Below are 13,657 nucleotides of genomic sequence, written 5' to 3' on the forward strand. Positions count from 1 at the left end.
ATCACCCCATGCGCCCGGGGCAGCGAAACCCCTTGAGCAGATCGCTGTTGAACGGATGCGGCTGACTGCCGGAACCGATGTCGAGCAGCGCGCGCCGTCCGTCGAACTGGAATTCGACGCTCGTGCGTCCCGGGGTCGCCGTGCTCACGAGACGGCCCTTGTCCAGCAGTCGCAACAGCGCCCAGGGCCCGCTGGCGCCCACGGTCGAGGTCGGCCCCGACACCCGCGGATTCGCGCTCAGTTCCGCCATCGATCCACCGCGCGGACCGGGCCAGTGGATGGAAAGCGCCTGCACCGGCCCATGGACATAGCGCTGGCCTTGCCCATCGATGTCGATGCCGAGGTCGGTGATGCTGGGCTCGAGCTCGAGTACCTTCAGCTCCAGCTTCCACCCGAGCTTCCTGCCATCTGCCTCGCGAAAGAAGAGATCGCGGATCTGCCGTGCCCGGTCGAAGGCCTCGAGGTTCGGACCGCCGAGCGCGAGCAGCTTGAGCAGCTCTCCCGCCAGCGTGGGCCCGGTGGTCCCCGTTGCGGCCACGGGTGCCGCCGGGCCCGCGGGGACCTCGAGACTCGCAAAGTTCCCCGGATCCTTGTAGCGCCAGGGACGCACGCTGGTATCGACAAGGGCCGCCAAGTGCTTTGCGAAGAACTCGTCGGCCGCCCCTCCCACGGCGAACATCAGCGTGAAGTCCTCGATGGAGGCATCCTGCACGGTCGCCGCCAGCGGGTAGCGGCCTTCCACGCCACGCCGGCAAGGCTCGCCGACCTGCTGCGCCATCAACCCCATGAGACGATCGAACTGGAGCTGCGCCTGGCCACGCAGGATTGCGGTCGCTCCCTGCACCACCTTGCTGCCGCCGCTCGTGGCCAGCGCGGTCAACACTTCGCGAAAAGGCGCCGGCAGCTTCCCGGCTTCGAGCAGCAGGCGCGCGCCGACCTCGGCACCACCGGGCGGCAGGCTTTGGGCGCTCAAGGCCGTGTCGGCCACCACCAGCAGCGTGTAGAACTCGTTGATCAGGCCGGTGACGGCTTCGAGCCCCGGCTTCGCGGTACCCGCCGTGCCACCCGGTAGCGCGCCCACGTCGGGCTGCCCGGTGACCAGTTCGCGCAGCGCGGCAAAACGGTCGTCCACGATCTGCCGTTCCATCCGCTCCTCGGCGCGAATGCCGAGGCGACGCCCCATCGCTTCGGTCTGCCGGCTCATCTGTTCGGCAGCCTTGTCGAGCAATCCCCTGGTCTCTTGCGCCGGAACCATCAACGGGCGCGACAAGGTGGTTTCGCGTGCGGCGGCGCGCGCGAGCCGACTCAGCGGCGAGTCGGGGGCAGCAAGCTGCCGCAGCACACCGAGGTCGAAGCCCAGGTTCGTGGCGGCTGCGTCGCTGCCGCCGACCGGGCGCACCGAAGCAAGAAAGTGCTCCCAGTGCTTGGCGTACTCCTCGAGGTAGCGGCGCCGGATGTCGGCCAGCCGCGGGTCGCCCTGTGCATCGCGCGCCGAGCCTTCGATCGAGGAAGCGGCCCCTCGCCCCATGACCCAGCCATCGTCATCGAACGCACGCGCAGCGAACTCCGGCAGGCGCTTGTCGAAGACCTCGTGATAGCCTTCGTAGGTGAAGAGGCCCGGCACGCCTTGATCGAGCGGCAACCCGCCGTCGCGCGAGAAGACGGCTCCGGCCTGCGGCCCGACCGCTCGAATCAGCGTGAAGGCTTGCGGCGCCTCCGCTTCCATCGCCGCCTTCGCGCGCTCGTAGATCCGCTGGGTCGACGCCTGCGTGCCGAGAAAATCCTGCGCCGCGCGCACCAGCGCCGCATCGGGCAGTGCATCCACTTCGAGCGCGCGTTCGCCCGAAAAGAGCGCTACTGCATGCTCGACCACCGCGGCCCGGCCGCCGAATGCGGTGGCGCCGCCGGACAGTTCCCAGTCCCCGAGCACCCAGTCGCGCACCTCGGCCGCGCCGCCCTTCATGTAGCGCGACCGGTCGAACAGCAGCTTGTAGGCGCGCAAGGCGTCGTAGGCCGCCTTCGCATCGCCCTCCTTCACGCGCTGCGACAACACGACCTCCATGCGCCGCACGATGGCGGGCAGCAAGGTGCGGTTCTGCAGGCGGGCATAGGTCTCGCCGGCCGCCGCCAGCACGCCGGGTGCGGCATAGAGCCCGTAGAGATAGGCACCACCCGGGTCGTCGAGATCCAGCCCGGGTTGACTGGGCAGTTCGCGCGCGGCGTTCAATGCATCGGTAACGTCGGTGGTCCTGAGGCCGTCGAACAACGAGCGCACCTGCAGCGACAGTGCATTCGTTCGCTGGCTCGCCGCCTCGAGATAGCGCTGGTTGTTGCCGAAACTCAGCGCCAACGCACCGGCCAGCCAGACGAACAGCACGATCACCAGCGCGTGCCCCAGGATTCGCATGAGCCTGAAACGGAACTCCCAGCGCAGGTTCGGGCGCACCAGGTGCGCTTCGGGAATGATCACCCGGGCCAGCACTCCCTGGATGAAGAAGCCTTGCTGGCCACGCGCCGCCTCCGGGTCGGCGTGTTCCTGCGACGCGCAGGCCGAAGGCACGTCGCGGGTTTCTGCGAGCCGCCGGCGCATCCGTTGCAGCAGCGTCGCGCCATCCGCCGGCAATTCGGCGCCCGCTTGCGCGCCGCTCGTGAAATAGACGCCGCGAAGCGCCTCGCGGTTCTGCGTGTCGTCGAACCGGGACGAGAGGAAGACCTGCTCCAGCAAAGGCAGCAATCGCGACGACAGTCCCGCCAGCTCGCGCGGCAGCGCGAAGAGGCGGCGTCGGCGCTCGACGTCAAACTCCTCGTTCAAGCGGGCATGAAGGCCGGCCTCGATCCGCTGCTGGAGCAGCTCGAACTCGGCACGAACCCGTGGGTGCAAGCCCTCCCCCTCCGGCGCCGGGCTGCCGCGGGAACCGAGGCGCCCCTTCAGCGCGAGCGGCAAGGTGAAACCCCAGGGCTGGGCGCGGCTGTCGCTCGTGAGCGAATGGAAGTACTCGCGGAAGCCGCGCAACCGGTCGATCTGAGCCACGATCACATAGACCGGAAAGCGGATGCCCAGCACTTGACGAAGCTCGGCCAGTCGATCGCGCAGCAGTGCCGCATGCTCGGATCGTTCGGCATCGCCCTGGGCGAGCAGCTCGGCCACGCTCAGCACGACGATCACGCCGTTGATCGGCGCGCGCACGCGATGCGAGCGAAGCAGGCCAAGAAAGCCGCGCCACTCGGCGGGATCGCGGGCGGCATGGTCGCGCTGGGTGGTGTAGCGGCCCGCGGTGTCGATGAACACCGCCTCGTTCGCGATCCACCAATCGCAGTGCGACGTTTCGGCCGGAGCATCGGACAGCATCGTCCGGCTCTCCAGCCCCCATTGGCGCGCCAGCGGAAACTGGAGCCCCGAATGGCGCAGAACTGTCGTCTTGCCGACGCCGGGGCTCCCGAGGACCATGTACCACGGCAGTTCGTACAGGTGACGCTTGCCATCCAGCATCCGGTGCAGGCGGCCGAAGCCGCGCATTTTCCGCAGTGCCGCCACGGCCGCCTGGATCCCGGCGGCCACGCGCCTGAGTTCTTCCTTCGCGGCCTCGTGTTCCTGGGGCAACGCCTTGCGAAACAGGAACCTGGCGAGCAGGTCGTCGTTGCTGCGCAAGGCCTGCCAGAGGCGGAAGCAGCCGTAGAGGGCATAGAGCGACAGGACCGCGACCAGGAGCGCGATGCGCGTTCCAATCGGCGTGAGCGGCCTGGCCTCCCCGATCGCCAGGGTCGGTCCCGCATGCCATATGAGAAGGCACAGTGCCCCGACGCCGACGAGGCTGTAAGGGCCCGAGGCCAGCCAGAGGATGCCGAGCAGCAGCAACAGCACGATCAGCGCGAGCCGCACTTCGCGCGAAGCCATGGGGCGCACGCCGCTCAGGGCCAGCAGGTCGCCCGTGAACCAGATGACGCAGGCGGCCAGCACGACGGCCAGCAGCGCCAGGAATGGCCGCGACACCACGAATGCGCCCGCTTGTTTGAGGTATGGCATGGATCCGGCGACCTTTCTCTTCAGCGATGAAGCGGCGGCGGGCTTTCGCTCCGCGCGGGCGCAGGCGCCTGGGCGTGCGGATCGATGCCCGAGTCCTGGGACACAACGATGTCGACACGCCGGTTGCGGGCACGGCCCTGCGCCGTGGCGTTGTCGTCGAGCGGAGCGGCGTCGCCTTGCCCGATGCTTCGGATGCGCGCGGCCTCGACGCCCTTGTCCCGCAGCAAGGCAGCCACGGCCGCGGCGCGCTTTTCGCTCAGCACCTGGTTGTCGGGAAACTCGCGCGTGCGTATCGGCCGGTTGTCGGTGTGCCCGACGACCTGCACGCTGCCGGATACCTGCCTGATCTCGCCGGCAACCTTGTCCAGCACCGGAAGGATTCGCGCACCGAGACTCGCGCGGCCGGGCACGAACATCTCGTCGCCCCGAAAGCTGACGGTGCTGTGGCGCGCGTTCTCGTCGACGTTCACGCTGCCGCGCGCGATCTCGGACGACAGCAGTTCCTTCAGCCGCGGCGGCCGGGCCGCCGAAGCCATCGGCGGGTTCGGCGGACGCATCCGCCCGATGGCGGCCAGCCGCTGCGTCAGGTCCCCGCTCATCGCCGAGAGCTGGTATCTGTACCAGCCGAACAGGCCTGACAGGACGAACGCGGCCACGAGGCTCGTGATCCATACCGGCACGCTGCGCGCCAGCCGAAGCCGTCCCGCCGGCCCCCCTTTCCAGTGCGGCGAGAGTTCATGCGGCACCTGGGGACGGACTGTCGCGAGCAGTTCGAACAAGCGGTGACGCACGGCTTCGAGTTGCCGGCTTCCGTGGTCGGCGGTGCTGTAGCGGCCCTCGAAACCGAGGCCGAGGACCTGGTACATCAGTTCGAGCAGATCGGCATGCTGCTCGGGATCGGTGGCCAGCCGGCCGATCAGCAGGAAGAACTTGTCGCCGCCCTTGGTGTCGCCATGGAAACGCGCCGCCAACTGGAGGCCGGCCCAGACACCCGCCTCGCCCGCCTGCCCGCCTCCCCACGCGGTGCTGTTCGCGGCCTCGTCGATCGCGGTGCACAACGCGTAGCTCGCGGCCAGCGCATGTTCATGGCGAATCCTCGCGGCGGCGCAGATGGACTGGAAGGCCGCGACTTCGCGCTCGAGCAATCCGTGCCACACCTCGACCTCCTCCTCGCCGAGGGACCGCGGCAGATCCGCCAGCGCACGCAGCAGCGGCTGGGCCGCTTCGAGCAACGGATTCCTTGCCGCCGCGATGGCCGCCAGGCGCTCGCGCACCGAACCGCCCTCGTCGAGCGACGCACTCGCGACGCCGGCATGGAAGTCATCGGCACCGAATGCCGGATCGCTCTTTTCTTCGGGGTAGTGCATGGTGCGGGGCAGGCAAGCAGGTGCGAAAGCGATGCTCAGGGCTCGCATTCGGAACCGTCGTCGACGATCCGCTCGAAGCGGCTGTTGCGGATATGGCAGGTCTTCATGCGTGCGTCCGTCATGCGCCAGACGCCGGTGCCCTGCGTGTTCTCGATCGCGACGGTGGCCGCCAATGGCACGCCGCGGTCTCGCTGTCGGCCGATCGTGAAACTCATGTGCTCGAAGCTGCAACCCTCGATCGCGAGCCGCGTGCCGGCCACGAGAACGGCCCCACGGCCCGTGCAGCGGCGAAAAGTCGTTTCACCGGTGCTGCCGATGCCTTCGCGCGCATGCGAGACCGTGTCGCCGCCCGCGAAGACACACTCCTCGAAGACCACGCCGAAACTGGCGTCTCTGCCACCGAGAATCGCAGTGCCGGAGGTCCTGCAGCGAACGAAGCGCACGTCGTCCATCACGCCGAAGTCATGGCTCGGGGCGATGAACCGGCAATCCATGAATCGGCAGCCGGACATGGCGTCGAGCCGCACGTTGCCCTCGCCCGCGAAATCGCAGTCGACGAAGCGCAGGTTGTGCCAGGCCACGCCCGCGAAGAAACCCGCGGTCAGGTCGGCACCGGCAATGGTCATGACCGCGCGGCTGCCGTCGAGCAGCCGGGCGTGCTCCCTGGCGAGCTGGGCAATCGGCGTACTCATGCCCTGCCCTCCGGATCGAGCGAGGCGCACGCTTCGCAACGCAAGGCTTGCATCATTTCTCCCGCACTCCCCAGAGTTCCATGCGCAACCCTGGAAATTCCGCCGCCACGTGCAGCGCCAGCCCCCCATGGCGAACCATGTGCTCCCAGAGGGCACCGTGCGGGTCGAGCTGGAAATAGACGAAGCCGGCGTTGAACGGGATCTGCCGCGGTGGAACCGGCAGGACCTGGAGCGGAATGCCTGGCAGATGCGACCGGATCAGTTCGGGCAGCCGATCGCTGGGCCCGGCCTTGCAGCAGGCGACGAACTGGCTGGCCAGTTGATCGGGCGGCAGGTGCGCCGCCACGGCGAAGACCAGGCTCTGATAGCCCTGGAGCTCCGCGGGCTCGACGCTCGCGACGTGCACGCCGTGGGCCCGCTCCGCCAGCGCGATGGAATGGGCGCTGCGCACCAGCACATCGTTGAGCAGCGACTGCACTTCGGCGACCAGCCCCTTGAACGACAGGTAGGGGTCCACATGCCGGTATCCGCCATGGGCCGGAGGCCGGCGATGGCCGGTGCGTCCGAAGGTGGCCAGTTCGCCGCCGAATGCGCGCAGCGCCATGAACAACTGCTGCGGCGAGGTGTCCCTGACCTGCAGCCAGTGCTCCAGCAAGGGCTCGTAGCGGTTGAGGGTCTGCAGCAGCAGGAAGTCCGAGACCTCGGCGGTCGCGCCGGACTTGCCGTCGCCGCCGGTCAACCTCGCGGCGAGCGCATCGGCGCGCAGGCGGCACAGCCCGTGCAGGTGCGTGATCCAGTCGCTCAGCAACGTACTCGCGCCATAGCCCGACACCGGCGGAATCAGGCGGTGATCGAGCGCGATGCTGCCATCGGATCGCAGCACGCTGACCCTGGCCAGCGGCAGGCCGATCCAGGCGTCCGACAGTTCTCGCTCGGGCAGCAGGCGCAGACGCAGGCGCGAGAGCTGCACCGTCTTCGGTCCCTGACCGATGGAGTTGGCGTCACGCAACTCGGTGTCGAATACACCGAAACGCGCGAGCGAGCCCATCGATGCAGCAGGGTCGTCGAAGGTGGTCTCCTCGCCGTCGGGCGTGCGGATGGGCACCGCCAGGTGAATGACCTGGTCGACATGCTCCGCAAGCACCGTGAGCGGTGCGGGAGCAAGGGCCTGGCCGGGCACGTCGAACGGCGTGCCATCCTGGAACACGCCGGCGGCGCCGGCCAGCACCAGCTTGCCGAGCGACAGCGACTCGGCATCGATCGCATACCGGTGAAAGCCCCAGTAGAACGGATCGAGCGCGACCGACCGCTTGTGCGCCAGGTGCTCGAGGTAGCGCTCCTGCTGCTGGAACAGCTGTGGGCGCAGGAAGAGTCCCTCGCTCCAGACGACCTTGTTGTACCAGCTCATGGTTCGGCGCCCGTTTGCATGGCCGCTGCTCAGTCGGCGGGAACGACCCGGATGCCGCGCGCCTGCAGCCGGACCTCGAGCTTGAGCTTGTGGGCCGGCAGCACGGCGCGGTACCAGGCGATCTCGGGCGCGGCCTCCACCTGCTGCACGGCGCGCCAATCGGAGAGCCCCAGGTCCCGATAGCCGGCCAGCACGCCGATGGCGCCCAGGTCGGGATGAGATTTGCGACGGATCGCACGCGTTTCGCCGGGTCGCAGGATGAACTCCTCGCGCACGAGCATGTCGGCGCCGATCAGCGCCTTGTCGTTGCCATGCAGCGTGAAGTAGTCGGCCGCCTCGAAGGCCGCGCTGGACTTCAGTTCGTAGAGGCGAACGAGGATCGGCGCCGGTCGGCCCTTGTCGTCCGGATTGACCTCCGCCTCGGCCATGACGGCGAGCTCCAGGCGGATCTGTTCCTTGGGCGACGGGAACTGGGCCATCGCCGGCCGCGCCATCAGCGGCACGACGAGCAGCGCATCGCGTCGGTTGAGGCGCATCGGACAAGCCAGGAATGAGGCAGCGGGAACGCGCATGTCGGGACCTCCGCTCAGGACTCCTTGTTGCCCTTGATGTCGTACCCCGCGGTCACGGCGCCCGCGCTGCCGCCCTGCGCGTTCTGCACGGCGTACTCCTGCCTGATCTTCGAGAACGAAAGCCGCACGCGCTCCTTGATGCGCAGTTCGTCCGAGTTCGCGCCGAACGTGTGGACCGCGGTGACGATCACGTCGGTGAAGGTGTACTTGAGGTACTCGAGCGGGCTGCCGCCGGCCTTGCGCACGGTCAGCCTGGCTTCCTGGACGTGCTTGCCGGTCAGGCAGTACTTCATGAGGTTGGGACTGGCGCGGTCGATGTGGTGGTCGAACTCCAGGTCTTCCACCGTGGCCTTGCCGGCGCCGCCGCCCGAACCGGCATGCATGAACGACTCCTGGAACGCCTTCCAGTTGAAGGCGAGCACCTCGATCTCGTTCTTGTGCTCGGCATCCAGGGACTCGCCCTCGATGCCGTCGATCTTCAAAAAAATGTCTTGAGACATGCGAACTCCCTGTTCTGTCGTTGTCGGCTTCCGAAAGATGCATGGACCGCGGGTCGCGGCTTGAAGGGAACAAGTGCCGGTCAGGCCTCTTCCCTGAGCGAGGGCAGCCTGGCCACGAGCCGCAGCGAGACCGTCAGCCCCTCGAGCTGGAAGTGCGGGCGCAGGAAGAACTTGGCGCCGTAGTAGCCTGGATTGCCCTCGAGTTCCTCGACCACGACCTCGGCGGCGGCGAGCGGCCGTCGCGCCTTGGTCTCCTGCGAGGAGTTCGCGGGGTCGGCATCGACGTAGTTCATGATCCAGCCGTTGAGCCAACGCTGCATGTCGTCGCGCTCCTTGAAGCTGCCGATCTTGTCGCGCACGATGCACTTGAGGTAGTGCGCGAACCGGGTGCTGGCGAAGAGATACGGCAGGCGCGCCGCCAGGTGGGCGTTGGCGGTGGCGTCGGGGTCCATGTACTCCTGCGGCCGCTGGATCGATTGCGCGCCGATGAAGGCAGCGCTGTCGGAGTTCTTCCTGTGCACGAGCGGTATCAGGCCCGCCTTGGCAAGCTCGGCCTCGCGCCGGTCGGAGATCGCGATCTCGGTCGGACACTTCATGTCGAAGCCGCCGTCATCGGTCGGAAAGGTGTGGCACGGCAGGTTTTCCACCACGCCACCCGACTCCACGCCGCGGATCATCGTGCACCAGCCATGGCGCTTGAAGCTGCGATTGATGTTCACCGCCATCGCATACGAGGCGTTGCTCCAGACGTAGTTGCGATGGTCGGCGCCCTCGGTTTCCTCCTCGAAATCGAAGGCGTCCACGGGGTTGGTCTTGGCACCGTAGGGAAGCCGGGCCAGGAACCGCGGCATGGCGAGGCCGACGTAGCGCGAATCCTCGGTGCCGCGCAGCGAGTTCCACGGCGCGTGCTCGAGGTTCGATGTGATCCGCGCGAGATCCCTGGGATTCGCGAGCTCCTGCCAGGACTCCATGCCGAGCAGCGAAGGCGCCGAGCCGGCGATGAACGGGGCATGCGAGGCGGCCGCCACCTTGGCGATCGCCGCGAGCAGTTCGACGTCGGCGGGCGTGTGGTCGAAGTAGTAGTCGGCCACCAGGCAGCCGTAGGGCTCGCCACCGAGCTGCCCGTATTCCTCTTCGTAGATGCGCTTGAAGACCGGGCTATGGTCCCATGCCATGCCGCGGTGGCGGCGCAGCGTGCGGCGGACCTCGTCCTTCGAGACGTCCATGAACCGGATCTTGAGCTTCTCGTCGGTCTCGGTGTTGCTGACGAGGTGGCTCATGCCCCGCCAGGCCGACTCGACCTGCTGGAATTCCTCCTTGTGCAGCACGAGATTGATCTGCGCCGACAGCTTGCGGTCGATCTCGGCAATGATGGCCTGGATGCTGGTGTAGGCATCGTCGGTCATGGTCGCGGCGTTGAACAGGGCCTGTTCGGCCAGGGTGCGCACGGCCGCTTCGACCGCGCCGCGGGCTTCTTCCGTCTTGGGCCGGAATTCCCGGTCGAGCAGCTCGGCGAAGTCCGGGGCTTCGACGTAGCGCCCGGGTGCGGGCTCGGCAAGAACGATGGCGTCGCTGGATGACATGGGCATCTCCTGGGAGCGGTTCGGCCGCTCAGGCGCAGGCCACGATGCCGGGATCGCATCCGAGTTCGGACGCCGGCCTGGCCGATGACGCCAGGGACCTCAGGAGCGCGGGATCCTGCAGAAGCCGGTTCATCAGGTCTTCGGCACCCGCCTTGCCGTCCATGTAGGTCTGCAGGTTGGCGAGCTGGCTGCGTGCCTCGAGCAGGCGCGCGAGCGGTTCGACTTTCTGGGCGATGGCCGCCGGCGAGAAGTCCTCCATGCTTTCGAACGTGATGTCGACCATGAGTTGCCCTTCGCCCGTCAGCGTGTTGGGGACCGCGAATGCGACGCGCGGAGCGATCGCCTTCATGCGCTCGTCGAAGTTGTCGACATCGATGTCGAGGAATTTCCGCTCCGCGACCGGTGGCAGCGGCTCGGCCGGCTTGCCCGAGAGATCGGCGAGCACGCCCATGACGAACGGCAATTCGATCTTTTTTTCGGACCCGTAGACCTCCACGTCGTATTCGATCTGCACACGCGGCGCCCGGTTTCGAGCGATGAACTTCTGGCTGCTGTTGTCGATCATGAAACCCCTCCTGAAAAGACAGTGAATGACGAACCTGCGCGGAACAGGCCCCCGAACGAAAACGATGCCCGGTTGTGCGGGTTGGCCACCTCAGGCGTACTCGATGTGACAGGCGATGCGCTTCTCGGCGGCGTCCGCCGCACCTTGCGCAAGCGTTTCCACGCCATGGCTGCGAAGGCCCACATGCACGCGGGTGATCTCGCGCCTGCTCCGCAGCGCGTCGAGCCAATGCCCCGACAGCACGGGCAACAGCTGTTGGTCCATGAACGCGGCAAGCTGCCGGGCGCCGGTGTCGCGGACCGGGCACCGCCCGATGACATGGGCGATGAGATCGTCCGCGTAGCTCAGGTCGATCCCGTGCTGCTCGCCCATCCGCTCCGCGATGCGCCGCAAATGCAGCGCGGCAATCCCCGCCAGGACCGGCGTCGACAGCGGCAGGTACGGCACCACCGTCACGCGGCCGAGAAAGGCCGCGGAAAAGACCCGGCGCAGCGGCGCTGCCAAGCCTGAACACAAGGCCTCGACCGAAGGCATCGATGCCGCGTCTCGGCAGGCATGCTCGACGAACGCCGAGCCGGCGTTGCTGGTGAGCAGGATCGTGGTGTGGCGAAAGTCGATGCGCTGTCCCTCGCCATCCTCCATCCATCCCTTGTCGAACACCTGGTAGAAGACCTCGTGCACGTCGGGATGGGCCTTCTCGATCTCGTCCAGCAGCACGACGCAGTAGGGCCGGCGGCGCACGGCTTCGGTGAGCACGCCGCCCTCGCCATAGCCGACGTAGCCCGGTGGCGCGCCGCGCAGCGTCGCCACGCTGTGCGGCTCCTGGAACTCGCTCATGTTCAAGGTGACGAGGTTCTGCTCGCCGCCATGCATCGCCTCGGCCAATGCAAGCGCGGTTTCGGTCTTGCCGACACCCGAAGGCCCGGCCAGCAGGAACACGCCCGCGGGCTTGCAGGGATCCGTGAGACATGCGCGCGCCGTCTGGATGCGCCGGGCGATGAGCTCGAGGGCCCCCGTCTGGCCGAGCACGCGCTGCTCGAGCGTGCGTTGAAGCTCCAGCACGGCCGCTGCCTCGTCGGTGAGCAACCGGCCCGCGGGGATGCCGGTCCACTCGGCGACGATCTTCGCGACGACCGCCTCGTCCACCTGGAGGAAGACCTGCGGCGTGCCTTGCTGGAGACCTCGAAGCTCTTCCTCGAGCGCCGACGCGTCGAGGTGCGGAAGATGGTCCGGCTCATCCTCCCCCTCCTTTTCTTCTTCAGCCCTCAGCGCCTGGATTTGCCGGACCAGCGCCCTCTCCCCCCTCCACTTGACCTTCTGTGCCCTGAGCTCGTCGCGGATCTTTTCGAGCGATTCCCGCGCCGCGAGCATCCGCGCCAGTCGGGTCTCGCAGCCCTGGGCAATCCGGGTCTCGTCACGCAGCAAAGCGACCTCCACCGCGAGCGACGCGATCCGTTGCCGCAGGCCGATGACAGCCGGCGGCGGCACGTGCAGCGACATGGCGACGCGTGCGCAGGCGGTGTCGAGCAGGCTGACGGCCTTGTCGGGCAACTGCCGCGCGGGCAGGTAGCGCTGCGACAACACGACGGCGGCACGCACCGCTTCGTCGAGCACGGTCACGCCGTGGTGCGCGGCAAATGTCGATGCGAGTCCTCGCACCATGTCGATGGCGGCGGAGGCCGGCGGCTCCATGACCTGCTGCACCTGGAAGCGGCGCGCGAGCGCGGGATCCTTCTCGATGTGCCGCTTGTATTCGCGCCAGGCGGTCGCGCCGATCACGCGCAGCGCGCCGCGCGCGAGCACCGGCTTGAGAAGATTGGCCGCATCCGCCGCCGCGCCCTGGCCACCAGCGCCGACCAGCATGTGCACCTCGTCGATGAACAGGATCACCGGCTGCGTCGATTGCGCGGCTTCCTGCAGCAGCGACTTGAGCCTGGACTCGAATTCGCCACGCAGGCCGGCGCCGGACAGCAGCGCGCCGACGTCGAGGCTCAGCAATCGTGCGTTGCGCAGCTTCGGCGGGACCTCGGCCCTGGCGATCGCGAGTGCCAGCCCCTCGACGACCGCGGTCTTGCCCACGCCGGCCTCGCCGGTGAGCAGGGGGTTGTTCTGGCGCCGGCGCAGCAGGATATCGACCATGGCGCCGATCTCCTGGCCGCGGCCGATGACGGGATCGATCCGCGCGGCGCGCGCACTCTCGGTGAGATCGGTGCAGTAGGTGACCAACGCTGCGCCGGACGGCGTGGCCAGCTCCATCGCACGACCCGCTTCGCACGATGGCGCCGGCATCGTGCTCGATCCATCGTAAGGCCCCTCCGCATCCTCGGGAGAGCCTGTCACGAGCGCAAGCAGCTCGTCGGGCCGCCGTTCGGCCGCCAGGGCGCGAAACGCGGGTGCAATCTCGAACAGCACGCGCCGAAGGTCCGGGCTCCGCAGCAGCGCGCTCATCAATTGCACGCCGCGGATGCAAGGATTGCCGAACTCGAGGCTGGACAGGAGCCATGCGCGTTCGATCGCGGTCTCGACGTGAGGCGAGAAGTCGCTCAAGGACGAGGCGCCGGCCGGCAGGCTGGACAAGGCTGCGGCAAGGTCGGTATCGAGCCGTTGCGTATCGATGCGATGGTGAAGGCACAGGCGGTGCAGATCGCCATCGCCGGCCTGGCGCAACTGGTGCAGCCAGTGCACGAGTTCAACCTGAGGATTGCCGCGCAATCTCGCGAACGACGTCGCCGATTCGATCGCACGAAACAGCGTGAGGTCGAGCTTTCCGAACAGGGCCCGGCGAGACCGCGTCATGGCCGTTCGCCCTCGTACGTGGGCCTCGTGCACGCCTGCGCGAAACGACGCGCTGCATGTGCGCATGGCGGCATCGATCGCTGCTTTTTTCTCTCCCTCATCGTGCGCTCCCGTGATCCTCGATGAGCGCGATTCTGTGGAGGGGGTAGC

General features: G+C 67.9%; 9 protein-coding genes. All 9 read right to left on the minus strand.

The window, feature by feature from the left end:
• Nucleotide 1: 1 nt before the first annotated feature.
• Entirely contained in the window at nucleotides 2-4,024 is a 4,023-nt protein-coding gene (gene tssM / locus AC1HIL_RS21220) for a type VI secretion system membrane subunit TssM (protein ID WP_479669944.1), read from the minus strand.
• A gap of 20 nt (nucleotides 4,025-4,044) precedes the next feature.
• A complete protein-coding gene (gene tssL, locus AC1HIL_RS21225; RefSeq protein ID WP_479669945.1) occupies nucleotides 4,045-5,391 on the minus strand; it encodes a type VI secretion system protein TssL, long form in 1,347 nt (448 codons plus the stop codon).
• Nucleotides 5,392-5,426: 35 nt separating this feature from the next.
• Complete coding sequence (locus tag AC1HIL_RS21230; protein ID WP_479669946.1) at nucleotides 5,427-6,083, minus strand: hypothetical protein; 657 nt, start codon at nucleotides 6,081-6,083, stop codon at nucleotides 5,427-5,429.
• 52 nt (nucleotides 6,084-6,135) lie between these two features.
• Entirely contained in the window at nucleotides 6,136-7,491 is a 1,356-nt protein-coding gene (gene tssK / locus AC1HIL_RS21235) for a type VI secretion system baseplate subunit TssK (protein WP_479669947.1), read from the minus strand.
• Between the two features lie 29 nt (nucleotides 7,492-7,520).
• Nucleotides 7,521-8,027 (minus strand): type VI secretion system lipoprotein TssJ, encoded by a 507-nt coding sequence (gene tssJ / locus AC1HIL_RS21240; RefSeq protein ID WP_479669948.1) that lies wholly within the window; start codon nucleotides 8,025-8,027, stop codon nucleotides 7,521-7,523.
• A 50-nt stretch (nucleotides 8,028-8,077) separates the two neighbouring features.
• Complete coding sequence (locus tag AC1HIL_RS21245) at nucleotides 8,078-8,563, minus strand: Hcp family type VI secretion system effector (protein ID WP_261205584.1); 486 nt, start codon at nucleotides 8,561-8,563, stop codon at nucleotides 8,078-8,080.
• A gap of 80 nt (nucleotides 8,564-8,643) precedes the next feature.
• The gene (tssC, locus tag AC1HIL_RS21250) at nucleotides 8,644-10,146 is read right to left on the minus strand and encodes a type VI secretion system contractile sheath large subunit (RefSeq protein ID WP_479669949.1); all 1,503 of its coding nucleotides are present in this window, start codon (nucleotides 10,144-10,146) and stop codon (nucleotides 8,644-8,646) included.
• Between the two features lie 28 nt (nucleotides 10,147-10,174).
• Entirely contained in the window at nucleotides 10,175-10,711 is a 537-nt protein-coding gene (tssB, locus tag AC1HIL_RS21255) for a type VI secretion system contractile sheath small subunit (RefSeq protein ID WP_057594839.1), read from the minus strand.
• Between the two features lie 90 nt (nucleotides 10,712-10,801).
• Nucleotides 10,802-13,507 carry a type VI secretion system ATPase TssH gene (gene tssH / locus AC1HIL_RS21260; protein ID WP_479669950.1) on the minus strand — a complete coding sequence of 902 codons (2,706 nt, stop codon included), beginning with the start codon at nucleotides 13,505-13,507 and terminating at the stop codon, nucleotides 10,802-10,804.
• Nucleotides 13,508-13,657 lie beyond the last annotated feature (150 nt).

The organism is Variovorax sp. ISS6, from assembly GCF_056523145.1.

Bases quoted from the DNA above. Each gene is read 5' to 3' on its own strand.
- tssM (WP_479669944.1), bottom strand. From the start codon at position 4,024: ATGCCATACCTCAAACAAGCGGGCGCATTCGTGGTGTCGCGGCCATTC.
- tssL (WP_479669945.1), bottom strand. From the start codon at position 5,391: ATGCACTACCCCGAAGAAAAGAGCGATCCGGCATTCGGTGCCGATGAC.
- AC1HIL_RS21230 (WP_479669946.1), bottom strand. From the start codon at position 6,083: ATGAGTACGCCGATTGCCCAGCTCGCCAGGGAGCACGCCCGGCTGCTC.
- tssK (WP_479669947.1), bottom strand. From the start codon at position 7,491: ATGAGCTGGTACAACAAGGTCGTCTGGAGCGAGGGACTCTTCCTGCGC.
- tssJ (WP_479669948.1), bottom strand. From the start codon at position 8,027: ATGCGCCTCAACCGACGCGATGCGCTGCTCGTCGTGCCGCTGATGGCG.
- AC1HIL_RS21245 (WP_261205584.1), bottom strand. From the start codon at position 8,563: ATGTCTCAAGACATTTTTTTGAAGATCGACGGCATCGAGGGCGAGTCC.
- tssC (WP_479669949.1), bottom strand. From the start codon at position 10,146: ATGTCATCCAGCGACGCCATCGTTCTTGCCGAGCCCGCACCCGGGCGC.
- tssB (WP_057594839.1), bottom strand. From the start codon at position 10,711: ATGATCGACAACAGCAGCCAGAAGTTCATCGCTCGAAACCGGGCGCCG.
- tssH (WP_479669950.1), bottom strand. From the start codon at position 13,507: ATGACGCGGTCTCGCCGGGCCCTGTTCGGAAAGCTCGACCTCACGCTG.